At 66.6% G+C, this 22353-nt stretch carries 19 protein-coding genes; 7 read left to right on the top strand and 12 right to left on the bottom strand.

The features are described from left to right. The first annotated feature begins 20 nt into the window (after positions 1 to 20). The 5 genes from ACYVB7_RS09885 (at position 21) to ACYVB7_RS09865 (ending at position 5128) form a co-directional block, all read left to right on the top strand. Complete coding sequence (locus ACYVB7_RS09885) at positions 21 to 785, top strand: class II glutamine amidotransferase (RefSeq protein WP_460506912.1); 765 nt, start codon at positions 21 to 23, stop codon at positions 783 to 785. Positions 786 to 813: 28 nt separating this feature from the next. Continuing rightward, on the top strand, positions 814 to 1839 hold the full coding sequence (locus ACYVB7_RS09880) for a type 2 periplasmic-binding domain-containing protein (protein ID WP_460506910.1): 1026 nt from the start codon (positions 814 to 816) through the stop codon (positions 1837 to 1839). 2 nt (positions 1840 to 1841) lie between these two features. Next, positions 1842 to 2657, top strand: coding sequence for an ABC transporter ATP-binding protein (locus ACYVB7_RS09875; protein WP_460506908.1), 816 nt, complete (start codon positions 1842 to 1844; stop codon positions 2655 to 2657). A gap of 7 nt (positions 2658 to 2664) precedes the next feature. Continuing rightward, the gene (locus ACYVB7_RS09870; protein ID WP_460506906.1) at positions 2665 to 3492 is read left to right on the top strand and encodes an ABC transporter permease; all 828 of its coding nucleotides are present in this window, start codon (positions 2665 to 2667) and stop codon (positions 3490 to 3492) included. A 217-nt stretch (positions 3493 to 3709) separates the two neighbouring features. Continuing rightward, complete coding sequence (locus ACYVB7_RS09865; protein ID WP_460506904.1) at positions 3710 to 5128, top strand: reverse transcriptase family protein; 1419 nt, start codon at positions 3710 to 3712, stop codon at positions 5126 to 5128. A gap of 5 nt (positions 5129 to 5133) precedes the next feature. Here the strand turns inward: ACYVB7_RS09865 and ACYVB7_RS09860 are convergent, their stop codons facing one another. The 6 genes from ACYVB7_RS09860 to ACYVB7_RS09835 form a co-directional block, all read right to left on the bottom strand. Next, on the bottom strand, positions 5134 to 5451 hold the full coding sequence (locus tag ACYVB7_RS09860; RefSeq protein ID WP_460506902.1) for a hypothetical protein: 318 nt from the start codon (positions 5449 to 5451) through the stop codon (positions 5134 to 5136). Between the two features lie 196 nt (positions 5452 to 5647). Next, positions 5648 to 6628: a glutathione synthase gene (gene gshB, locus ACYVB7_RS09855; protein WP_460506900.1), complete on the bottom strand. Its 981-nt coding sequence runs from the start codon at positions 6626 to 6628 to the stop codon at positions 5648 to 5650. 118 nt (positions 6629 to 6746) lie between these two features. After that, positions 6747 to 9134, bottom strand: coding sequence for a polysaccharide deacetylase family protein (locus ACYVB7_RS09850; protein ID WP_460506898.1), 2388 nt, complete (start codon positions 9132 to 9134; stop codon positions 6747 to 6749). 87 nt (positions 9135 to 9221) lie between these two features. Beyond that, on the bottom strand, positions 9222 to 11090 hold the full coding sequence (locus ACYVB7_RS09845) for a potassium transporter Kup (RefSeq protein ID WP_460506896.1): 1869 nt from the start codon (positions 11088 to 11090) through the stop codon (positions 9222 to 9224). 138 nt (positions 11091 to 11228) lie between these two features. Further along, complete coding sequence (gshA, locus tag ACYVB7_RS09840) at positions 11229 to 12512, bottom strand: glutamate--cysteine ligase (protein ID WP_460506894.1); 1284 nt, start codon at positions 12510 to 12512, stop codon at positions 11229 to 11231. Positions 12513 to 12577: 65 nt separating this feature from the next. Continuing rightward, positions 12578 to 13885: a glutamate-5-semialdehyde dehydrogenase gene (locus tag ACYVB7_RS09835; protein WP_460506892.1), complete on the bottom strand. Its 1308-nt coding sequence runs from the start codon at positions 13883 to 13885 to the stop codon at positions 12578 to 12580. Positions 13886 to 13971: 86 nt separating this feature from the next. Between ACYVB7_RS09835 and ACYVB7_RS09830 the strand changes: the two genes are divergently transcribed. Then, the gene (locus ACYVB7_RS09830; RefSeq protein ID WP_460506890.1) at positions 13972 to 14367 is read left to right on the top strand and encodes a YHYH domain-containing protein; all 396 of its coding nucleotides are present in this window, start codon (positions 13972 to 13974) and stop codon (positions 14365 to 14367) included. Between the two features lie 100 nt (positions 14368 to 14467). On the opposite strand, the gene ACYVB7_RS09825 is transcribed toward ACYVB7_RS09830, so the two are convergent. Beyond that, positions 14468 to 15661: an AGE family epimerase/isomerase gene (locus ACYVB7_RS09825; protein WP_460506888.1), complete on the bottom strand. Its 1194-nt coding sequence runs from the start codon at positions 15659 to 15661 to the stop codon at positions 14468 to 14470. A gap of 168 nt (positions 15662 to 15829) precedes the next feature. Here ACYVB7_RS09825 and ACYVB7_RS09820 point away from each other — a divergent pair, with 168 nt between their 5' ends. After that, complete coding sequence (locus ACYVB7_RS09820) at positions 15830 to 16756, top strand: MBL fold metallo-hydrolase (protein ID WP_460506886.1); 927 nt, start codon at positions 15830 to 15832, stop codon at positions 16754 to 16756. A 3-nt stretch (positions 16757 to 16759) separates the two neighbouring features. Here ACYVB7_RS09820 and holA read toward each other — a convergent pair whose 3' ends face one another. From holA to ACYVB7_RS09795, 5 genes are all read right to left on the bottom strand, one after another. Continuing rightward, on the bottom strand, positions 16760 to 17815 hold the full coding sequence (holA, locus tag ACYVB7_RS09815) for a DNA polymerase III subunit delta (RefSeq protein WP_460506884.1): 1056 nt from the start codon (positions 17813 to 17815) through the stop codon (positions 16760 to 16762). A 16-nt stretch (positions 17816 to 17831) separates the two neighbouring features. Then, a complete protein-coding gene (locus tag ACYVB7_RS09810; protein WP_460506882.1) occupies positions 17832 to 18428 on the bottom strand; it encodes an LPS-assembly lipoprotein LptE in 597 nt (198 codons plus the stop codon). Positions 18429 to 18433: 5 nt separating this feature from the next. Next, positions 18434 to 21139, bottom strand: a complete 2706-nt coding sequence (gene leuS / locus ACYVB7_RS09805; protein WP_460506880.1) for a leucine--tRNA ligase — start codon at positions 21137 to 21139, stop codon at positions 18434 to 18436. 63 nt (positions 21140 to 21202) lie between these two features. Next, positions 21203 to 21619 carry an ExbD/TolR family protein gene (locus ACYVB7_RS09800; protein WP_460507039.1) on the bottom strand — a complete coding sequence of 139 codons (417 nt, stop codon included), beginning with the start codon at positions 21617 to 21619 and terminating at the stop codon, positions 21203 to 21205. A gap of 47 nt (positions 21620 to 21666) precedes the next feature. Then, the gene (locus tag ACYVB7_RS09795) at positions 21667 to 22338 is read right to left on the bottom strand and encodes a MotA/TolQ/ExbB proton channel family protein (RefSeq protein ID WP_460506878.1); all 672 of its coding nucleotides are present in this window, start codon (positions 22336 to 22338) and stop codon (positions 21667 to 21669) included. Positions 22339 to 22353 lie beyond the last annotated feature (15 nt).

The raw sequence follows: 22353 nt of genomic DNA, 5'->3' as shown, positions 1-22353 counted from the left end.
CCCCCCAAGCCACCCCGCCCATGTGCCAGTTGCTCGGCCTCAATTGCGCCACCCCCACCGACGCCACCTTCAGCTTCACCGGTTTCTGCCAACGCGGCGGGGCCACCGACCACCATGCCGATGGCTGGGGCATCGCCTTTTTTGAGGGCAAGGGCCTGCGCCACTTTGTGGACCACGAATGCGCGTCGCAATCGGCCATGGCCGATTTCCTCAAGCGCTATCCTTTAAAGAGCAAAAACATCATTGCCCACGTGCGCAAGGCCACCATCGGCTCTGTGTGCCTGGAGAATGCCCACCCGTTTGTGCGCGAGCTGTGGGGCCGCCATTGGGTGTTTGCCCACAACGGGGACCTGAAGGACTACCACCCCAAGCTGCACACCCACTTCCAGCCAGTGGGCACCACCGACAGCGAACGGGCGTTCTGCTGGCTGATGCAGGAGCTGGCCAAGTCCCACGCCGCCCTGCCCAGCGTGGCCGAGCTGACCCACACCCTGCACGAGCTGGTGCCCCAGGTGCGGGCGTTTGGCACCTTCAACTTCTTGCTGAGCAACGGCGACGCGCTGTGGGCGCATTGCAGCACCAAGCTGCACTACCTGGTGCGGCAGCACCCCTTTGCCCAGGCCACGCTGATGGACCACGACTGGACCGTCAACTTTGCCGAGCTCAACCAGCCCGACGACCGGGCCGCCGTGATCGTCACCACGCCGCTGACCGCCAACGAATGCTGGACAGCGTTCGAGCCCCACCAGCTCAAGGTGTTTGTGGACGGTTTGCCGCTGGACTGAGCCCGCCCATTTCAACAGGAGACACACCATGAAGCGACGCACCCTGATCGGCACCGGCCTGGCCGTGGCCGCCCTGCCCACCCTGGGCCTGGCCCAGAGCCTGGAAAAGCCCAAGCTCACCATCGCCGTGGGTGGCAAGAACCTCTTCTACTACCTGCCGCTGACCATTGCCGAGCAACTGGGCTACTTCAAGGCCGAGGGGCTGGACGTGACCATCGTGGACTTTGCGGGCGGTGCCAAGGCCCTGCAGGCGGTGGTGGGCGGCAGTGCCGATGTGGTGTCGGGCGCGTTCGAGCACACCATCAACATGCAGGCCAAGGGCCAGGCCATGCGGGCCTTTGTGCTGCAGGGGCTGGCCCCGCAGATCGTGCTGGGCGTCAACCCCAAGACCATGCCCAATTTCAAGTCCATCGCGGACCTGAAGGGCAAGAAGATCGGCGTGACCGCACCGGGCAGTTCCACCAACGTGCTGGTGAACTACGTGCTGGCCAAGGCGGGCCTCAAGCCCAGCGACGTGAGCATCATCGGCGTGGGGGCGGCCAACGGCGCGGTGGCGGCCATGCGCTCGGGCCAGATCGACGCCATCAGCAACCTGGACCCCGTCATCACCCTGCTGCAACGCTCGGGTGACCTGAAGATCGTCACCGACACCCGCATCGTGTCCGAGGCCGAGAAAGTGTTCGGCGGCCCCATGCCCGCGGGCTGCCTGTACGCGCCGCAGCCTTTCCTGGACAAGAACCCCCAAACCGCCCAGGCCCTGACCAACGCCATGGTGCGCGCCAACAAGTGGATCCAGGCCGCAGGCGGCGGCGACATCATCAAGGTGGTGCCCGAAAGCTACCTGCTGGGTGACCGCGCGGTGTACATCGACGGCTTCCTGGCCGCGCAAAAGGCGCTGTCGCCCGACGGCACCATCCCGCCCAAAGGCGCGGAAACGGCTCTGCGCGCCCTGGCCAGCGTGGACGACAAGCTGGCCAGCGCCAAGCTCAACCTGGACGCCGTCTACACCAACGAGTTTGTGAAGAAGGCCAACGCCAAATACCCCAAGGCGTGACCATGAGCGCCCCCGCCATCGACATGCAGGGTGTGGCCTGCACCTTCGTCAGCAAGGACAACCCCGGCCAGCGCTACACCGCGGTGCAACACGTCACGCTCACCGTGGGCGCGGGCGAGTTCGTCAGCGTGGTGGGGCCCACCGGCTGCGGCAAAAGCACCCTGCTCAACGTGGCGGCGGGCCTGCTGCAACCCAGCCAGGGCACGGTCAGCGTGTTCGGGCAGCCGCTGGCGGGCATCAACACCCGGGCGGGCTACATGTTCCAGGCCGAAAGCCTGATGCCCTGGCGCACCGCGCTGGAGAACGTGATGGCCGGCCTGCAGTTCCGCGGCGTGCCCGACGCCGAGGCCCGCGCCCAGGCGCAGGACTGGCTGCGCCGCGTGGGCCTGGGGGCCTTTGGCGACCGCTACCCCCACCAGATGAGCGGCGGCATGCGCAAACGCGCCAGCCTGGCGCAAACGCTGGTGCTGGACCCCGACATCATCCTGATGGACGAGCCCTTTTCGGCGCTGGACATCCAGACCCGCCAGCTCATGGAAAACGAGGTGCTGGCGCTGTGGCAAGCCAAGAAAAAGGCCGTGCTGTTCATCACCCACGACCTGGACGAGGCCATTGCCATGAGCGACCGCGTGGTGGTGATGAGCGCAGGCCCGGCCAGCCGCCCCATGGGCGAATTTGCCATCGACATCCCCCGCCCACGCGACGTGGCCGAGGTGAAGGTGACGCCCCGCTTCCTGGAGCTGCATGCCGCCATCTGGGGCGTGCTGCGCGAAGAGGTGCTCAAGGGCTACCAGCAGCAATTGCAGAAAGTGGCTTGAGTTGTCTATGTGGAAATGGATCAAACCGCGTGCCGCCACCCTGCGGCTGTGGCAACTGGCGCTGCTGGTGCTGCTGTTCGTGTTCTGGCACGTCATGACCCGCCCGGGACTGATCCCGCCCTTCATGTTCGACAACGAGCAGCAGGCGGCCTTCTTCTTCGGCCAGCCCATCCAGGTGCTGCAACGCATCTGGGCCTGGTTCGTGACCGACGCCGACATCTACCAACACCTGGGCGTGACGCTGATGGAAACGGTGATGGCCTTTGCCATCGGGGCCGTCACCGGCCTGTGGGCGGGGCTGTGGCTGGCGCTGTCGCCCATGGCCTCGGCCATTCTGGAGCCCTACATCAAGGCCATGAATGCCATGCCCCGCATCATCCTGGCCCCCATCTTTGCGGTGTGGTTCGGGCTGGGCATGGGCTCCAAGGTGGCACTGGGGGTGACGCTGGTGTTCTTCATCGTGTTCTTCAACGTCTACCAGGGCGTGAAGGAGGTCAGCCCCGTGGTGCTGGCCAACGCCCGCATGCTGGGGGCCAGCCAGCGCCAGCTGCTGCGCCACGTGTACCTGCCCAGCGCCACCAGCTGGGTGTTCAGCTCGCTGCACACCAGCGTGGGCCTGGCCTTTGTGGGCGCGGTGGTGGGTGAATACCTGGGCTCCAGCCAGGGGGTGGGCTACCTCATCCTGCAGGCCGAAGGGCAGTTCGACATCAACACCGTGATGGCCGGCATCCTGGTGCTGACCAGCTTTGCCCTGGCCCTGGACGGCCTGGTGGGCCGCATCGAGCGGCGGCTGATGACCTGGCAACCCAAGGCGGGGGAAACCGAGCGGCTGTGAGCCGTGTGGGTGCCCTCTCTACAATGCCCTCGCTCCCCTTCCCAGCCAAGTGTTGCAAGGCATGCGTGCTTCCTTCGGGCGGTTTCGCAGGTGTTGCGCCGTGGGGCACCCCCACGGTGTTGTGTTTGGTTCAGGCATTGCAGGGGGTGAGCCGCGTGCTTGTTCCAAGCAGTTGGCTCACCCATGACCCGCAGGTTGGCTGCGCGAGGGGGGCCTTGTGAACACCGCCATGCGGGCGCTGGCCTTCGCCTGGCTGGCGGAGGCCGACACCCCTGACGCCGACCCCTCCCTGGGTTTGCATGAACGCCTCTGGCACCAGGCCCTGGCCGTGCTGGGCCCGCTGACCGCGGTGCAAACGCACTGGTTGCAGCAGCAGCTGATTCCCGGGGTGTCTCAGGCGCTGCTGATGCAATGGGATGTGGACGCGCTGGCCCAGCATCTGGCCCAACGGTGGCGCCAGCATGTGGACACGCTCAACCCGCCGCCATCGGAAGACGAAGACGAGTGGGACCTGCCGCCGTTCATCGACCCCGGTCGCTGGCGAGTTCGACAGTGGCAGGTGGCCCCATCCCACATGCGCACACCCTGGCCCCTGCGGGCCCTGACCGCACACCACGGCCCGTTGAACCTGCCGCCCTGGCACCACGAGGAAGACCTGGCCCGCGACCTCGGCCTGCCCCTGCCACAGCTGATGTGGCTGTCGCCCGCGCCCTGGCAGACCCGCCCGCACCATCACCGTGCGGTGTTGCGGCAAAAGGCCCGCGGTGGCCTGCGGTTGTTGGAGGTGCCCAAGCCACAGCTCATGCAGGTGCTGCGGCACTTGCAGCAGGTGCTGAGCCGTGTGCCCACCCACCCCGCCGCACACGGCTACGTGAAGGGCCGCAGTGTGCACAGCCACGCCGCTGGGCATGCCCAGCAGGACGTGGTGCTGAAGTTCGATTTGAAGGACTTCTTCCACCACATCCGGGCGGCGCAGGTGGCCGCCGTCTGGCGGTCGCTGGGTTACCCCGATGGCGTGGTTCGGTGCCTCACCGCGCTGTGCACCTGCACCACCCGAGCGGATGTGCTGGCACGGCTTCGCGACGACGGTGGGCTGACGTGGTACCAGGCCAAGCGGCTGGCCGCCCCCCACTTGCCCCAGGGCGCGCCCACCTCACCCGTGCTGGCCAACCTGTGCGCCCACGCACTGGACGCCCGCCTGCAAGGCGTGGCCACCCTCCTGGGGGCCCACTACAGCCGTTATGCCGACGACCTGGTGTTTTCCGGCCCACGCGCCTTGCTGGCGCAAGCCGGTGCCTTGAAGCGGCTGGTGAACACCGTGGTGGAGGATGAAGGTTGGGCCTTGAACCCGACCAAAACCCAATGTGTGCCCGCGCACCGGCAGCAGCGCGTCACGGGCCTGGTGGTCAACCTCCACCCGCAGCCCGAACGGGCCACGTTCGATGCGCTCAGGGCGTGTCTGCATCAGTGTGTTTTGCATGGCCCGCACACCCAGACCACCCTCCCGCAATCAACGTTCAAAGCCCAGCTTCAGGGCCAAATGACGTGGGTGGCAGGCACCAGTGACTCACGCAAGCGGCGGCTGCAACGGCTGTTCGACCAAATCGACTGGGCCACCCCCGCCGGGGCGGTCTGAGCGACTCAATCGCTCCAGTCGGCGTACTTTTCGCAGAGCTTGTTGGTTTGTTTGCCCTTGGCGCTTTCGGAGAACTTCACCAGGTTGCCGCCAAAGTCGTCGGGGGTTTCGTTCCACATGCAGGTGCACCAGGCTTGCAGCTTGTTCTGCCCTTTGATGGGGCTGGGCTCTTCGCCGCCGTCGTACCGCTTGGAGGCCCACGACAGGCACTGGCGGTATTGCACGTCGTTGGACGGGGGGCGGTTGTATTCGTCGGCCGCCAGGGCGTTCAGGCTGGCCACGACAGCCAGCGCGGCCAAGGTGGCGGGCATCCAGGTTTTCATGTTGAGTGTCCTGTGGGTTGAAGAAGGAAGCTTGCGGACCGGCTGGCCCACCCGGACAGTGTGCGCCAGCGTCCGCGTTCCGGCCACATGGAGGGGGTCCATCGGAGCGCTGCGCAGGCCAGGTTTGGCGCCGTCACAACACCCCAAAACATCAAATCAAAACAGCCTCTAGCGCTTTTTATGAAAGCGCAAGCAGCTATTGTTTTTGCACCTCCGCCTCCAAGGCATCCACGAAGCGGGCGGCCACGTCAAAACCGGTCTGCTGCATGATTTCCTGGAAGCAGGTGGGGCTGGTCACGTTCACCTCGGTCAGGCAGCCCCCGATCACGTCCAAGCCCACCAGCAGCAGGCCGCGCTCGGCCAGGGTGGGGCCCAGGGCCTCGGCAATGCGGCGCTCGTCGTCGGTCAGCGGCATGGCCACGCCCTTGCCCCCCGCGGCCAGGTTGCCACGCACCTCGGTGCCCTGCGGGATGCGGGCCAGCGCGTAGGGCACGGGTTTGCCGCCAATCACCAGCACGCGTTTGTCGCCCTCGGCAATGGCGGGCAGGTAGCGCTGCACCATCAGCGTCTGCTCGCCGTCGCGGTTGAGTGTTTCGGTGATGGCGCCCAGGTTCAGGCCATCGGCACGCACGCGGAAGATGCCCATGCCGCCCATGCCGTCCAGGGGCTTCAAGATGATGTCGCCATGCTCGGCGTGGAAGGCCCGCACGTCGTCGGCGCTGCGCGTCACCAGCGTGGGCGGGGCGAACTCGGCAAACTGCATCAGCGCCAGCTTTTCGGGGTGGTCGCGCAAGGCCGAAGGTTTGTTGAACACCCTTGAACCCTCGCGCTCGGCCTGCTCCAGCAGGTGGGTGGCGTAGATGAACTCGGCGTCAAACGGCGGGTCTTTGCGCATCAGCACCGCATCGAACGCATGCAGCGGGCGCACGTCGGCGGGCTGGGTTTCCCCGAACCACGGCTGCGTGGCCTGGGTGGCCCCGTAGCCGGGCGTGATGTCCAGCAAGCGCAAGTGGCGCACCCGCGCCACCACGGGCTGGCCACTGCGCCACGACAGGTCGGCGGGCAGGCACACGGCCACGGCATGGCCGCGGCGCTGGGCCTCGCGCATCATGACGTAGGTGGTGTCCTTGTGGATCTTGAACGACTCGACGGGGTCGGCAACGACAAGCAGGTTCATGGCAAGGGCCGCGGGTGACGCGGCTGAGGTCGGGCAAGGCGGTCAGCTTAGCAGCGGTGCGGATGGCGCGTGGCAGGGGCCACCCCATCACGGTCTGCCAGCAAGCCCATTCAGCCCCTCAAGCGGGCACATACGTGGGATTGGGCAAGGCCCGGAACCGAAGCTGTGTCACCCCCGCCGCCTTGACCAGCCAGACCGTGCCGCCGTTGACCACCGAGCCCCCTCCGGCGGTGACCACCACAGGCTTGGCGTAACGCGCCTTGGGGAGCATCCACACCATGTCAGCCAAGCTGGTGGGGTGGCTCACGTCGAAACGCGTGGCCCCTGTGGCCAGAATGCTTTCCGTCCACACCACCTGCCGACGTTGCGCCATGAACTTCGCCAAACGGGGCATGGTGTACCAACGGAACGCGGCCCCCTTGCCCGCGGCATAGGCCAAGAGGTTGTTCAGCACATCGGACCACTGGTTGGCCCCCGGGGGATGGGCATACACCAGGCGGCTGCTGTTGTGCGCAATGCTGAAGTCAATCAGGGCGTGGTACCAATCGATGACGTCGGTTTTGGGCACTTGGTAGATCTGAAACTCCTCGAACGTGGCGTACATCCCCTGGGGTGTGACGGGGAACACCGACAGGGCCGGGTTCTTCAGCACGCCGTCGCGGTATTGGCGGGTGGCCCCCAACCCGGTGTGCCCGCCAAAGTAGGCCCCTTCAATGCCTTGCTGCTCCAACCAGTCCATGGCCCACAGGGGGTTGTTGCCCTGTGGGGCCGAGTAGCTCCGCGCAGGTTTGCCCACCGCACCGTCCACCGCCGCCTGGTTCCATTGCAGCAGGGGGGAGAACTCCGCCGCGTTGTCTTCTGTCGCGAAGTTTCCAAAGTGGTCGTGCACCCAGCCCCCGTGTGAGCCCACGGCGTGGCCCAAGGCATCCATGCGCTGCAACAGCTGCTGGGCCACGGGGTTGAAGTTCAGGTTCCACCCCAGGCCATCCCCCGGTACCACCGCATCGGGGCCCGCGGTCATTTCCATGGAGAACGGCCCCTGGTTGAACACCCCGGCGGTTTCCAGCGCCAGAGAGGGGGCTTGTGCCGACATGGAGTCCAGGTGCCAATCGAAGGTCAAGCCGGCCACCCCGTTGGGCATGGCGGACAACCGGGGGCTTTGCAGCATGTGCTGCACGAAGTAGCTCAAGAACCCATGCATGGGCAGGGCATCGGTGCGCCCCTTCAGGTAGCCCAGCGGCAGGTTGACGAACAAGACCTGCCCGGTGCCCACCGCATGCACCCCGGCCACCAAGCCAAAGTCGGGCGAGGTGGCCAACGGCGTTCCGCTGAACACGCCGGTGGTCACGTAGCTGGGGTAGATCAGGTGGCCCAACAGGTAGCCGTGGTATGCCTCCAGGGCATCAGGAGCCACGGCCTGCGCCTTCTCAACGGGCGAGGCCACCGCCCCGCCCTCCGGCGTGAACACGTCTGCGGCGGGCGCTCGCACGGGGCGAGTCCCGCTGACCTGCGCCACTTTGGGGGCCTTGAAGGCCTTGCCCAGCTGCACGGGCACCTGACGCGGAACGACGCGGCTCACGCCGCGCTGCTGACGCTCTTGCAGCGAGGGCAGTGGGACGTTCTGAAACTGCTGGGGGTCAAAGCCCCTCACCCCGCCGGGATCACCCACGGCCACCGGCAAGTACAGCGCTTGGTTGCCGCCCTGACCCACCCGGTCCAGCAGCGTGGGCGGATGGACAGGAACACGGGCGGTGACGGCTGGGCTGGGGGCAGGATTGGAGACCGCCAGGCCCACTTGCCGTGCCACGGGCGCCGGATAGGGCATGCTTTTGCCAGGGGGCACCAGCAGTTCGCGCAGCATGCTGCGCATGGCGGTCACGGGTCCCAAACCCACGGTGCGGTCACGCAGCTCGTCGTACAGAACGTAGTCCACCCCCGCCAAGTCGCTCAGGCGGGAGCGGGGAATGGGGTACACCGGCTGCTGCGCCCCGTTGAGGGTGAGCGCCCCAAAGTCAAACGTCAGGAAGGTGCGCCCGCCCTGCTGGGTGTAGTCCCGCACGGCTGAAACGATGGTGTCGGTGGCCACGGCATGCAGTTGGTCGGGCAACACCAAGCCGCCATAGCGCCGGGCCTCGACGGGGCCCATGGCCAAAAACTGCGCATCCGTCACCACGGCCATGCGTGCCCCCACCTCGTGGGCGGCATCGATCCAGGCGGTCACCCGATCGTCGGTCGGGGATGGGTCGTCGGGGAGGAGGAGGAGCAACAGGTCGGGGTCCGGGGTGGCTCCGGCCAGCACAGACAGCGGGACCTGCAAAGGTGACAACACCTCGTCGACAGAGGCCGTGGGCTGCAATGGGGCTGCACTGGGGCTGTCCACCAGCCCACCACCACAGGCGACCAACACACACACAGCCCCACAGGCCACCGACCATCGCCAAAGTCGCTTGCGCAACGGGTGCAGCACGGGCAACGGAATGAAGTGGCGGGACAAACAGTTGGGCATGTGAGGCTCCGGTGATGGAGCACCCATTGGGCGTCACCGGAACGGACTGCACTGTTCGCCAGCACACAGTGCCTGGACGCTCACCCCTCAGATTTCGACCTTGGAGCCCAGCTCCACCACCGCGTTGCTGGGCAGGTTGAGGAAGTCAGCCGCACCGCTGGCGTTGCGGTGCATCTGGGCAAAGATCTTTTCGCGCCACAGTGCCATGCCACCGCCCAGCGTGGGGATGACGGTGTCGCGCGACAGGAAGTAGCTGGTGGTCATGTCGTCCAGCTCCACGCCGTGCTCCTTCATCAAGGCCAGGGCCTTGGGCACGTTGGGGTCGTTCTTGAAGCCGTAGTGGATGACCACCTGCCAGCAATCGTGCCCCAGGTCTTCCACCACCAGGCGCTCGTGCATGGGCACCCAGGGCAGCTCGTGGTGCTGGACCGACACAAACAGGTTTTGCTGGTGCAACACCTTGTTGTGCTTGAGGTTGTGCAGCAAGGCGTTGGGCACGGTGCCGGTTTCAGCGGTCAGGAACACGGCGGTGCCATCCACCCGGGCCGGTGGGGCCACAAAAATCGCCTCCAAAAAGCTGAACAGGTCCAGCGAATCCTGGCGCAGCTTGTCGGACAGCAGCGCCCGCCCTTCCTTCCAGGTGAGCATCAACGCGAACACCGCCCCGCCAATCAGCAGCGGGAACCAGCCACCGTCCAACAGCTTCATGAGGTTGGACGCCCAGAACGCGAAGTCCACCACAAAGAAAAAGCCCGTGGCCAGCAGGCACAGCCACAGCGGGTATTTCCACCCGTAGCGGATGACAAAAAACGTGAGCACCGTGGTGATGAGCATGTCGGTGCACACCGCAATGCCGTAGGCCGCCGCCAGGTTGCTGCTGGACTTGAACATGCCCACCGCCAGCACGATGGCCACGAACAACCCCCAGTTGACGAAGGGGATGTAGATCTGCCCCGTGTCCTTCACGCTGGTGTGCAGCAGTTGCAAGCGGGGCAGGTAGCCCAGCTGCACCACCTGCTTGGTGACGCTGAACGCCCCCGAAATGAGGGCCTGCGACGCGATCACCGTGGCCATGGTGGCCAAGCCCACCAGGGGCAGCAGCAGCCAGCTGGGGGCCATCATGAAGAAGGGGTTTTTCACCGCCTCCGGGGTTTGCAGCAGCATCGCCCCCTGGCCGAAGTAGTTGAGCGTGAGGGCGGGCATGACGATGCTGAACCACGCCAAGCGGATGGGCTTTTTGCCAAAGTGCCCCATGTCAGCGTACAAGGCCTCGCCCCCGGTCACGCACAACACCACCGCGCCCAGGATGATGAAGGTGGTGCCCGGCTGGTTCCAAATGAACTTGAGGGCGTAATGCGGGCTGATGGCCCACAAGATGGCCGGGTTCTCGGCAATGTGCCAGATGCCCAAGGCTGAAATGGCGGCAAACCACACCAGGGTGATGGGGCCGAAGAACTTGCCAATGCCCGCCGTGCCGCGCTTTTGCACCGCGAACAGCGCAAACAGAATGACCAGCGTCAGCGGAATCACGCCCTTCTTGAAGGTGGGCGAAATCACCTCCAACCCCTCCACCGCCGACAGCACCGAAATGGCCGGGGTGATGACCCCATCGCCATAAAACAGGCAGGTGCCAAAAATGCCCACAAACAGCATCTTGCGCCGCAGTGCGGGGCGGTCCTTCACCGACTGCGAGGCCAGCGCCAGCATGGCCACCAAGCCGCCCTCGCCATGGTTGTCGGCCCGCAGCACCAGGGTGACGTATTTGAGCGAGACGATGGTGGTCAGCGTCCAGAACACAATGGACAACACGCCATACACGTTGTCGGGCGTGAACGGCACATGGCCAGAGCCGAAAATCTCTTTGATGGCGTACAGCACGCTGGTGCCAATGTCGCCATACACCACGCCAATGGCGCCCAAGGTGAGCGCGGCCAGGGATGATTTGGAAGCGGACAAACGGGACACCCACCGCCCGGTGGCAGCGGGATTTCAGAGTCGCGAAGCCGCGCATTGTGCGCTTTCAGCCCTGCAAGGCCCTATCCCAAGGGGCATCAGGATTTCATCAGTGTGGCGGTTTGACAACGCCACCCGGCGTCAGTCGTACTGCTCGGCGTCGGGGTCGGTGGCTTCCAGCTCGTAGCTGGCGGCCAGCATGGCCAGGCGCCCGATCACGCCGTACATGTAAAACCGATTGGGCGCACTGGCCCCGGGCTTGACGCCCGGTTGCGGCAGCTGGGCCGACTGGTCGAACGCCAGCGGCACAAACCGTGCACCGGGGCCGTTGAGGTGTTCGTCGTCCCCGCGCTCGGCATGCACGCGGTAGAAACCGCCCACCACGTAGCGGTCCATCATGTAGACCACGGGCTCGGCCACCGCGTCGAGCACGCGCTCGTGGGTCAGCACCCCTTCCTGCGCCACCCACTCGCCCACCAGCCGGGTGGCCCGGGCTGGGTTCAAGGCCTTGAGGGCCGCGGGCAGGTCCTTGGCATCGCGCAGCACGAGGGGGCAGAAGTCCATGCGCCCATCGTCCGCCTTGAGCACGGCAAACGCTTTTTCGTTGATGCCGTATTCCTTGTACTTGCGCCGGGTCTTGGACAGCACCGCATCCACCTGGGTTTGCGCGGCGTCCAGGCCCTGGGGCGAGCCCAGGTCAATGCGCCCCGTGGCCCCGAAGGCCGGGTGGATGAGCCAATGGTCCATGCCCAGCAGCTTGCCAAAGCGTTTGGCCACCTCTTCGTACAGGCCGAAGTGTTTGCTCATGCGCCGCGTGGGCCAGCCCGCGTGCAAGGGCGGCAGCAGGTACTGCTCGTGCAGCTCTTCCAGGATGCCGGGCACACCGGCACCCAGGTCGGTGTTGAGCAGGATGGTGCAGGGGTCGAAATGCTTCAGCCCCAGCCGCCGCTTGCTGCGCTGCAAGGGCTCCAGCGTGAGCGACTCGCCCGAGGGCAGCACCAGCGTCTGAGGGGCTTTCAGGTCGGGGCTGAGCGACCCCAGCCGCACATTCAGCCCGGCCAGCGTGAAGATGTGGCTCAGCCGTTGCAGGTTGGCCAGGTAGAAGCTGTCGTTGGTGCGCCCATCGGGCACCAGCAGCAGGTTCTTGGCCTCGGGGCAGATCTTTTCGATGGCGGCCATGGTGGCCTGCACGGCCAACGGCAGCATTTCGGGGCTGAGGTGGTTCCACCCGCTCGGGAACAGGTTGGTGTCCACCGGGGCCAGCTTGAACCCGGCGTTGCGCACGTCCACCGCGCTGTAAAAGGGGGGCGTGTGCTCCATCCATTCGAGCCGGAACCAGCGTTCGATGACCGGCATCGACTCCAGGATGCGCTGCTCCAGCTCGTTGATGGGGCCGGTCAGCGCGGTGACAAGGTGGGGGACCATGGGGTGGCGTCAGATGAGGGAATACCCCAGTGTAATGGGGGCGCCACCCACCCCTTTCAAGGCCCTCAGCCGCGCACCTCGCCCTCGCCCAGCACGATGTACTTGAGCGAGGTCAGCCCCTCCACACCCACCGGCCCACGGGCGTGGAACTTGTCGGTGGAAATGCCGATTTCCGCACCCAGCCCGTACTCGAAACCATCGGCAAACCGCGTGCTGGCGTTGACCATGACGCTGGCCGAATCCACCTCGCGCAAAAAGCGCTGGGCGTGGCGGTGGTCGTTGGTCAGGATGGCGTCGGTGTGGTGGCTGCTGTGGCGGTTGATGTGGGCAATGGCCTCGTCCACCCCCTCCACCACCTTCACGCTGATGACGGGGGCCAGGTACTCCTCGCCCCAGTCGGCCTCGGTGGCCTCTTTCAGCAGCGCCGCCGGGGCCACGGTGGCCAGCAGGCGCAGCGACTCGGGGCACCCCCGCATCTCCACGCCCTTGGCGGCAAACACCGCACCGATGCGCGGCAAGAAGTCCGCCGCCACGCCACGGGCCACCAATAGGCTTTCGGTGGCGTTGCAGGGGCTGTATTTCTGCGTCTTGGCGTTGTCGGTCACCTTGACGGCCAGCGCCAGGTCGCAGGGGTCGTCCACATAGGTGTGGCAGTTGCCGTCCAGGTGCTTGATGACGGGCACCTTGGCCTCGGCGCTGATGCGCTCGATCAGGCCCTTGCCGCCGCGGGGGATGATCACATCCACAAACTGCGGCATGGCAATCAGGTGGCCCACGGCAGCACGGTCGGTGGTGGGCACCAGCTGCACCGCGTCTTCGGGCAGGCCCGCCTCGGCCAAGGCGCGGCGCACCAGCGCGGCCAGGGCCTGGTTGGAGGCAATGGCCTCGGAGCCGCCGCGCAGGATGCAGGCGTTGCCACTCTTGATGGCCAGGCTGGCCGCCTCAATGGTGACGTTGGGGCGGCTTTCGAAAATCATGCCGAACACGCCGATGGGCACGCGCATCTGCCCCACGCGGATGCCGCTGGGCACCTGCTTCATGCCCACGATCTCGCCAATGATGTCGGGCATGGCCGCCAACTGCTCACAGCCCTGGGCGCAGGTTTCCAGCACCTTGGGGGTGAGCTTGAGGCGGTCCACCATGGGTTCGCTCAGGCCGTTGGCCCGGGCACGCGTCAGGTCCTGGGCGTTGTCGACCTGCAAGGCCTCGGTCTGCTCGCGCAGCAACCGGGCCAGCGCCAGCAATGCTTTGTTTTTGATAGCTGCTTGCGCTTTTGCAACCAGCGGAGAAGCCACTTTTGCCTGAGAACCCATGCGGTGCATCAGGTCGGCGACAGAGAGCTGGGCAGTGGAGAGGTCGGTCACGGCGTTCATGCCGGGGATTGTCTCTCAGGCGCAGAGGGCTTGCAGCGGGGTAGGTCGGGCTTGCGGGGAGAGGCGGGCGGGCTGCTTTTCTTGGTATGGTCCGCAGATCGCCCTCCACAAGCGCCATGACTGCCCCAAACAGGGGTTGCCCTGGCTGGGCACGCCAGGGAGACAAAGAGAACATGCCATGCATCAAACCCGCAACACGCCTTGTCCTGGCGTTGACCTGCTCCGCGGCCATGGCACATCCTGGTGGCGTCAACTCGGAGGGATGCCACAACAACAGAAAAACGGGTGAATACCACTGCCACGGACACACCACCCCGTCGAAAACCACGCAAGTCACCCACACCGCGCCCCCTCGAGAGCCTCAGGGGCCTTCAGAGGTGAAGCCCCCTCCACCTACCTTGCCTTCGGGTTGCCACGTGGGTCCGCGTGGTGGGACATACACCATCACCAAAAGTGGCAAGAAGAATTACGGTGGCTGCTAGCCACGAACCAACACCGTTTCCGGCCTAACAGCCTTGGTAGCAGGCTGCGGAGGTGCCTGACGCTGAAGTTTGCACCCACCCAGCGCCGCGCATCGCGGGTTCAACCTTCCGCCAGCCCGCCCACATCCAGCACATCCCAGCAGGCACCCATGGTGTGGTAATCCACCTTGCCGGGGGGCGATTTGGTGTCTTCCAGCTTGCGGCCATCGGCGCTGAGGATGCGGAACCACGCCCCGTGCTGGTGGTCCACCAGGTGTTGCCAGCTCCAGGCCCAGGTGTCGCGGTACTGCTGCAGAAACACCGGGTTGCCGGTGGCCCGCCACAGCCGCCAGGCGCTGGCGAACGACTCGGCCTGCACCCAGAAGTACTTGTCGGTGTCGCAGGGTGTGTGGTCGGGCGCAAAGCCGTAGATCAGCCCGCCATGCTGGGCGTCCCAGCCGTGGCGGTAGGCGGCCAGGTGCAGCGCGGCGGCCCGCTCCACCCAGCGCGGGTTGGGCTGGAAGCCGTGGGCGATGAGCAGCAGCTTGGCCCATTCGGTCTGGTGGCCGGTCTGGAAGCCCCAGGGTTTGAAGATGTTGCCGGGGTTGTCGCGGTTGTAGTCCCAGTCGGGGGTCCACTGCGTGTCGTAGTGCTCCCACACCAGGCCGCCGGTGCGGTCGGCCAGCTCGAAGGCAAAGCGTTCGATCAGCGTGACGGCTCGCTCCAGGTAACGTGCCTCGCCGGTGAAGGCATGGGCGGCCAGGCAGGCTTCGCACATGTGCATGTTGGCGTTCTGGCCGCGGTAGTCGATCAGCGTGCCGTCGGGCGTGCGCTCGTCGGCGTAGGCGCGGTCGGCCGGGTGGTAGAAAGCCTGCGCCATGCGGTCGAAGGCGTCGGCCACGTCGGCGGCGCTGGCCAGCCCCACCCGGTGGGCATGGGCCTGGGCCAGCAGCACAAAGGCCTGGCCATAGGCCATGGCGGTGGCGTCGTCCAGCGCACCGTCTTTCAGGGTCCAGCCGTACAGGCCCTGGTTGGGGCCTTGGGGGATGCGAAAACGGGCCAGCTCGGCCAGGGCGCGCACCGTCCAGTCGCGGTAACTGTCGCGCCCGGTGTGCACCTGGGCCATGGCCCCGTTGAACACCAACCGCGTGGCGCTGACCAGGTGGCGCAGGCTGCGGTCGTAAGGGGTGCCGTCGTCCTTGAGGCAATGGAAGAAGCCCCCGGCGGGGTCGAAGGCGTGGCGCTCGTAGAAGCGCAGGGTGTCGTCCACATGCTGGACAAGGAAGGACGCACGGTCAAACTGAGGTAAAGGCATGGTCTTGTGCGGGATGTTCGGCAACGGGCCGGGGTTGCGACAAGAATACCGTGGCCCCCTTGAACCGCACACCGACCCAGCCCGAAAAATCATCAAAATCAATAGCTGCTTGCGCTTATGAATAAAGCGCCAGAGGCACTTTTTTCATCAAATCCCCTACCCACCCCCATGCCTCAAGCCGCCCTGCTGCCCCCTGGATTGACCGTGTTCGAGCGGGGCTGGCTGTCGGCCAACAACGTGCTGTTGGTGGACGATGAGCAGGCCGCGCTGGTGGACACCGGCTACTGCACCCACGCCGCCCAGACCCTGGCCCTGGTGGCCCACGCGTTGGGGCCACGCCCGCTGGACCGCGTGCTCAACACCCACCTGCACAGCGACCACTGCGGCGGCAACGCCGCGCTCCAGGCCCGCTACCCGGCGCTGGACACCGCCATTCCCCCCGGCTTGGCCGATGCCGTGGCCCGTTGGGACGACACCGTGCTGGGCTACCACGCCACCGGACAGGCCATGGTGCGCTACGGGTTCAACCGCCTGCTGCAACCCGGCCAGACCGAGCGCCTGGGCGGGCGGCCCTGGCAGGTGCACGCCGCACCGGGGCACGACCCGCATGCGGTGCTGTTGTTCGAGCCCGAGTCGCGCACCCTCATCAGCGGCGATGCCTTGTGGGCCAACGGCTTTGGCGTGGTGTTCCCCGAGCTGGATGGCGAGCACGCCTTTGCCGACGTGGCCGCCACGCTGGACCTGATCGAACACCTGGCCCCCGCCGTGGTGGTTCCGGGCCACGGTCCGGTGTTTGCCGATGTGGGCGCCGCCCTGGCCACGGCCCGCGAGCGGTTGGACGGTTTTGTGCGCCAACCCCAGCGCCACCTGCGCCATGCCGCCAAGGTGCTGCTGAAGTACAAGCTGCTGGAATGGGGCCAGGTGCCGCTGGCCGAGCTGCACCGCTGGGCCGCCCAGACCCCGCTGCTGGCGGGCATCCACCCGCAGGTGGAGGGGGCACCGGCGTTGTTGGCGGCGTGGGTGGATCAGTTGCTGGCCGAACTGGCCCGTTCAGGCGCGGCGCGGGTGGATGCCGACAGCGTCACCAACCTCTGAGCCTCAGCCGCGCACGGCGCAGGCGCGGGCCACGTCCACCGCCAAACGGTGCAGGGCTTGCCAGGGGTCGGTGGGCCAGCCGGGAACGCTCAGGCCCTTGACGATGCCATCAACCCCATGGGCGTCCTGCACCCAGCGCCGGGTCTGGGCGCTGTCCAGGTGGGGGGCCACACGCTCCACCAGTTTTTCCTTGGGGCCCCACACCCGCTGTTCGCGCAACACCATGGGCAGGGGGCGGCCCGCGTCCAGCGCCTGGCGCACGCGGGCCAGCAGGCGGATGTCTTCGGCCAGCGCCCAGTGCACCAGCACCGGGGCCTCGCCCTCGGCCTGCACGCCGTCGAGCATGCGCTGCACCCGGGCCAGTTGACCCGACAGCACGGCCTCGGCCAGCTTGAAGGCGTCGTACCGGGCCACGTTGAGCACCGCCGCCTCCACCTGCGCCCACGACAGCTCACCCTCGGGGTACAGCAGCGCGAGTTTTTGCACCTCCTGGTGGGCAGCCAGCAGGTTGCCTTCCACCCGGTCGGCAAAAAATTGCAGGGTGCGCAGCCCTTCGTCGCCCGACTTGACGCGCTGGTTCTGCTGCGCCAGACGCTGGGCAATCCACTGCGGCAGGGCCTTGCGGTCCACGGGGTCGAGCTTGAGCAAAACGCCATGGGCGTCGAGCGCGGCAAACCAGGCGGACTTTTGCGCGGCAAAGTCCAGCCGGGGCAGCAGCACCAGGGTCAACACGGCGTCGTTGTGGGCGGCAGCCTCGGCCAGTTGCTGCAGGGCGGTGCTGCCGTCCTTGCCCGGCTTGCCGGAGGGGATGCGCAGCTCCACCACCTGGCGGTCGCCGAACAGGCTCATTTCGCTGCCCGCGGCCAGCACGGCGCTCCAGTCGAAATGTGCGCCTTGCACGGTGAACACGCTGCGCTCGGTGTAACCCGCCTGCCGGGCGGCCTGGCGGATGGCGTCGGCGGCCTCCTGCGCCAGCAGGGGCTCGTCGCCGTGCAGGGTGTAGAGCGAACGCAGCCCCTTGCTCAGGTGCGCCGAAAGCTGGGCAGCGGCCAGTTGCATGCGGTGCCGTGGCCGGTCAGAGCGAGCGCACCGCTGCCAGACGGCGCAGCGTCTGCTGCACGATGTCGGCCTGCATGTCGCGGTACAGCTCGGCCTCTTCGTCGGCCTTGGACAGGGCGATGGTTTCGCTGTAGCTCAACTCGCGCTGCAGCAGGATTTCGGCATCGGGAATCAGCTCCTTGCCCCGTGGCGTGCTCAGGCGGAACTTGAAACGGGTGCGCAGCTGGAACTCGCGCACCTGCCCGGCTGCGGTGGAGCCCACCACCGAGCGCTCGCGCTGGTCGGTCAGCACCGTGAGCACCGCGTCCACGGTGGACGGGCGCACCGTGCCATCGGCCGCGGTCTGCGGTGCCAGGGCCGTGGCGGGCAGCACCTCCACGCCCGCGTTCAGCAGAGCCGTGTGCAACGCACGCTGCAGCGGGGAGCCGTCGGACAACGAAGCCACCAGGGTCTTGAACGCAAACTGCGGGGCCTGCCGCAGGCGAAAGCCGCAGCCCGTCAACGCACCACCGGCCAGCGCCCCGGCCACCACGCCCAGCCACCTGCGACGGGACGCCACCAGGGGCCACACGGCAGGCTCACCGGACACAGACACGGGTGCGGGCTGCGTCATGGCGCTCAAACCACCACGTTGACCAGACGGCCCGGCACCACCACCACCTTTTTGGCGGGGGCTCCGTTGGCGGCTTTGAGGAAGGCTTCGCTGGCCAGCGCGGCGGCCTCGATGGCGGCCTTGTCGGCCCCCGCGGGCACCCGCACCTCGCCACGCAGCTTGCCGTTGACCTGCAGCACCAGGGCGATTTCGTCCTGCACCAGGGCCGACTCGTCCACCTTGGGCCAGGGCGAGTCCAGCAGATCCCCCAAACGGCTGGCGTAGCCCAGGTCCTGCCACAACACGTGGGCGATGTGGGGGGTGGCCGGGTACAGGCAGCGCAGCAGCAGCGAGAAGCCTTCGATCAGCGCCACGCCGTCACCGGGTTCGCCGGTGGACTTGAAGTCCTCCAGGGCGTTGAGCATCTTCATGCAGCCCGACACCACGGTGTTGTATTGCATGCGCTGGTAGTCGTAGTCCACCTGCTTGAGCACGGTGTGCATCTCCAGGCGCAGGGCCTTGGCGGCCTTGCCAAATGGAATGCTTTTCAGGCTGTCCACGCTTGCTGCCAAAGCGTCGTCCGCTTCAAAATTGAAAGCAGCCAGCTTGACACCGAAGTTCCACACGCGGCGCAGGAAGCGGTAGCTGCCTTCCACGGCGGCGTCGTTCCACTCCAGCGTGGCCTCGGGCGGCGCGGTGAACATGGTGTACAGGCGGGCGGTGTCGGCACCGTAGCGCTCGATCAGGTCCTGCGGATCCACGCCGTTGTTCTTGGACTTGGACATGGTGCCCACGCCCTCGTAGTCGATGGGCGTGCCCACGGGCAGTTCGCCGTCGGCACTGGCCACGGCCTTGGTGAGCTTGGCGCCCACGACCTTGCCCGCCTCGTCGAACACATGCTCCACGTCCGACGGCCAGAAGTACTCTTTGCCGCCCTTGGCGGTGCGGCGGCTGTAGATGTGGTTGAGCACCATGCCCTGCGTCAGCAGCTTGGTGAAAGGCTCGTCCACCTTGACCAGCCCCAGGTCGCGCATGACCTTGGTCCAGAAGCGTGCGTACAGCAGGTGCAGGATGGCGTGCTCAATGCCGCCGATGTACTGGTCCATCGGCATCCAGTAGTCGGCACCTTCCGCAACCATCTTGTCAGCGTTGGTGGGGTCGCAGTAGCGCATGAAGTACCAGGACGAGTCCACGAAGGTGTCCATGGTGTCGGTTTCGCGGCGGGCGGGTTTGCCGCACACGGGGCAGGTCACCCCGGCGTGGAAACCTTCGTGCTTGTGCAGCGGGTTGCCCGAACCGTCGGGGATGCAGTCTTGCGGCAGCACCACCGGCAGGTCTTTTTCGGGCACGGGCACGGCCCCGTGTTCATCGCAATGGATGATGGGGATGGGCGTGCCCCAGTAGCGTTGGCGGCTGATGCCCCAGTCGCGCAGGCGCCAGGTGGTTTTCTTTTCGCCCAAGCCCTTGGCGGCCAGCAGCTCGGCCACCTTGGTCACAGCGGCCTTGTGGCTCAGGCCGTCCAGCTCGCCAGAGTTGACGCACACGCCGTTTTGCTTGTCGGCGTACCACTCGGCCCACACCTGGTTGTCAAACGTCTGGCCCGCCACCGACACCACCTGTTGGATGGGCAGGGCGTACTTGAGCGCAAACGCAAAGTCGCGCTCGTCGTGCGCGGGCACGCCCATCACGGCACCGTCGCCGTAGCTCATGAGCACGTAATTGCCCACCCACACCTCCACCTGTGCGCCGGTCAGCGGGTGGGTGACGAACAGGCCGGTGGCCATGCCCTTCTTCTCTTGGGTGGCCAGCTCGGCTTCGGTGGTGCCGCCGGTCTTGCATTCTTCGATGAAGGCGGCCAACGCGGGGTTGCTGGCCGCCGCGTGCAGCGCAATGGGGTGCTCGGGGGCCACCGCGGCAAAGGTCACGCCCATGATGGTGTCGGCACGGGTGGTGAAGACGTACATCTTGCCGTCACCGATCAACGCACCGTCGGCACCCGCAATGCTGTGCGTGAAGGCAAAACGCACGCCTTCGCTCTTGCCGATCCAGTTTTCCTGCATCAGCCGGACCTTGTCGGGCCAGCCGTTGAGCGTGGCCTTTTCATTGTCCATCTGGACGTGGTCCAGCAGTTCCTGGGCGTAGGCGGTGATGTTGAGGTAGTAGCCAGGGATTTCGCGCTTTTCCACCGGTGCGCCGGTGCGCCAGCCGCGGCCGTCAATCACCTGCTCGTTGGCCAGCACGGTCTGGTCCACCGGGTCCCAGTTGACGATCTGGGTCTTGCGGTAGGCAATGCCCTTTTCCAGCATCTTCAGGAACAGCCACTGGTTCCACTGGTAGTAGGTGGGGTCGCAGGTGGCCACCTCGCGGCTCCAGTCGATGGCCAAGCCCATCGCCTGCATCTGCTTCTTCATGTAGGCGATGTTTTCGTAGGTCCACTTGGCCGGGGGCACGCCATTCTTGAGGGCGGCGTTTTCGGCGGGCAGGCCGAAGGCGTCCCAGCCCATGGGCATGAGCACGTTCATGCCCTTCATGCGCAGGTTGCGCGTGAGCATGTCGTTGATGGTGTAGTTGCGCACGTGGCCCATGTGCAGCTTGCCACTGGGGTAGGGCAGCATGGAGCAGGCGTAGAACTTGGGCTTGCTGGCGTCTTCGGTCACGCGGTAGGCGTCACGGGCGGTCCAGTGGCTTTGCGCGGCGCGCTCCACGTCTTGGTGGCTGTATTTGTCTTGCATGGGTGTGGCAACCAATAAGGGGCACCGGAGGGGTCCGGTCGTGCCCGAAGTGAACGGACGATTTTAGGGCGCAGCCGGGGCTTCGGCCACAAAGCCCACCCGGTACAGGCCTGCCTGCTGGGCCAGGCCGATCAGCTCGACCACCTGCCCGTAGGGCACACCGGCGTCGGCCTTGAGCTGCACCTCGGTGTCGGCGCTGGCCTTGGCCTCGGCTTGCAGGCGGGCCAGCAGCGCGGCACGGGACAGCACCTGGTCCTCCACCCGCAGGGTGCCCTGGGCGTCCAGCACCACCGCAATGTGTCGGGGCGATTCGGACGGGCGGGCGGCCGCGGTCTGGGGCAGGTCCAGGCGCACCGAGCTGACCAGCAGCGGGGCGGTGACGATGAAGATGACCAGCAGCACCAGCATCACGTCCACCAGCGGGGTGACGTTGATCTCGCTCATGGGGCGGTGGTAACCCGGCGCGTGGGCGGGCGTCATCCCGGCGGCAGGCCGGGCACCCGATGAGCTGAAGGTGTGAAAGCCCATCAGGCCTCCGCGTCGGGCGGGCCTTCGGGGTTCAGCGCCAGCGCACGCAGGTCGTGGGCAAACGCGTCCAGCAGCGCCTCGGTGCCGGCCGCCCAGCGGCCCAGCACGTTGTAGGCCAGCACGGCGGGGATGGCCACCGCCAGCCCGGCGGCGGTCATGACCAGGGCCTCGCCCACAGGACCGGACACCTTGTCCAGCGTGGCCTGCCCTTCGGCGGCCATGCCTTGCAGGGCGTGGTAAATGCCCCAGACCGTGCCCAGCAAGCCCACAAACGGGGCCGTGGCCCCCACGGTGGCCAGCAGCACCTGTCCCCATTGCAGTCGGGCCTGGGCGGCGCTCAAGGCGTCACGCAGATGGCGGGTGAGGCGCTGCTCCAGACCGGCGCGGGCCCGCAAACCGGAGGCGGGGGTGTCACTGGCTTGCCGGGCGGCCTGCACCAGCGGCCACACCCAGGCCCGGGTGTCGATGGCTTGCAACGTCTGCTCTGCCGCGTCCAGGCGGTCCGATTGCCAGAACGTCGCCACCGATTGCGCCACCGCAGGTGCCGCCTGCCGCAGCAGCCACACCTTGGCCAGGATGACCACCCAGGAGGCAATGGACATCACCAGCAGCAGCAGCACAACCAGCCGCGTCAGCCCGTCGCCCTGAACCCAGTGTTGCCAGAGAACCATGGCGCGCCCGCGGCT

The sequence above is a fragment of the Hydrogenophaga soli genome (assembly GCF_054777695.1).
Note: the sequence above shows the minus strand (reverse complement) of the source record. Positions and strands in the feature narration are given on the sequence as shown.

Coding starts and splice junctions, on each gene's coding strand:
- ACYVB7_RS09860 (WP_460506902.1), bottom strand. CDS start 5,451: ATGAAAACCTGGATGCCCGCCACCTTGGCCGCGCTGGCTGTCGTGGCC.
- ACYVB7_RS09800 (WP_460507039.1), bottom strand. CDS start 21,619: ATGACGCCCGCCCACGCGCCGGGTTACCACCGCCCCATGAGCGAGATC.
- holA (WP_460506884.1), bottom strand. CDS start 17,815: ATGCAACTGGCCGCTGCCCAGCTTTCGGCGCACCTGAGCAAGGGGCTG.
- ACYVB7_RS09810 (WP_460506882.1), bottom strand. CDS start 18,428: ATGACGCAGCCCGCACCCGTGTCTGTGTCCGGTGAGCCTGCCGTGTGG.
- gshA (WP_460506894.1), bottom strand. CDS start 12,512: ATGGTCCCCCACCTTGTCACCGCGCTGACCGGCCCCATCAACGAGCTG.
- ACYVB7_RS09880 (WP_460506910.1), top strand. CDS start 814: ATGAAGCGACGCACCCTGATCGGCACCGGCCTGGCCGTGGCCGCCCTG.
- ACYVB7_RS09825 (WP_460506888.1), bottom strand. CDS start 15,661: ATGCCTTTACCTCAGTTTGACCGTGCGTCCTTCCTTGTCCAGCATGTG.
- ACYVB7_RS09820 (WP_460506886.1), top strand. CDS start 15,830: ATGCCTCAAGCCGCCCTGCTGCCCCCTGGATTGACCGTGTTCGAGCGG.
- leuS (WP_460506880.1), bottom strand. CDS start 21,139: ATGCAAGACAAATACAGCCACCAAGACGTGGAGCGCGCCGCGCAAAGC.
- ACYVB7_RS09870 (WP_460506906.1), top strand. CDS start 2,665: ATGTGGAAATGGATCAAACCGCGTGCCGCCACCCTGCGGCTGTGGCAA.
- ACYVB7_RS09830 (WP_460506890.1), top strand. CDS start 13,972: ATGGTCCGCAGATCGCCCTCCACAAGCGCCATGACTGCCCCAAACAGG.
- gshB (WP_460506900.1), bottom strand. CDS start 6,628: ATGAACCTGCTTGTCGTTGCCGACCCCGTCGAGTCGTTCAAGATCCAC.
- ACYVB7_RS09850 (WP_460506898.1), bottom strand. CDS start 9,134: ATGCCCAACTGTTTGTCCCGCCACTTCATTCCGTTGCCCGTGCTGCAC.
- ACYVB7_RS09795 (WP_460506878.1), bottom strand. CDS start 22,338: ATGGTTCTCTGGCAACACTGGGTTCAGGGCGACGGGCTGACGCGGCTG.
- ACYVB7_RS09885 (WP_460506912.1), top strand. CDS start 21: ATGTGCCAGTTGCTCGGCCTCAATTGCGCCACCCCCACCGACGCCACC.
- ACYVB7_RS09875 (WP_460506908.1), top strand. CDS start 1,842: ATGAGCGCCCCCGCCATCGACATGCAGGGTGTGGCCTGCACCTTCGTC.
- ACYVB7_RS09835 (WP_460506892.1), bottom strand. CDS start 13,885: ATGAACGCCGTGACCGACCTCTCCACTGCCCAGCTCTCTGTCGCCGAC.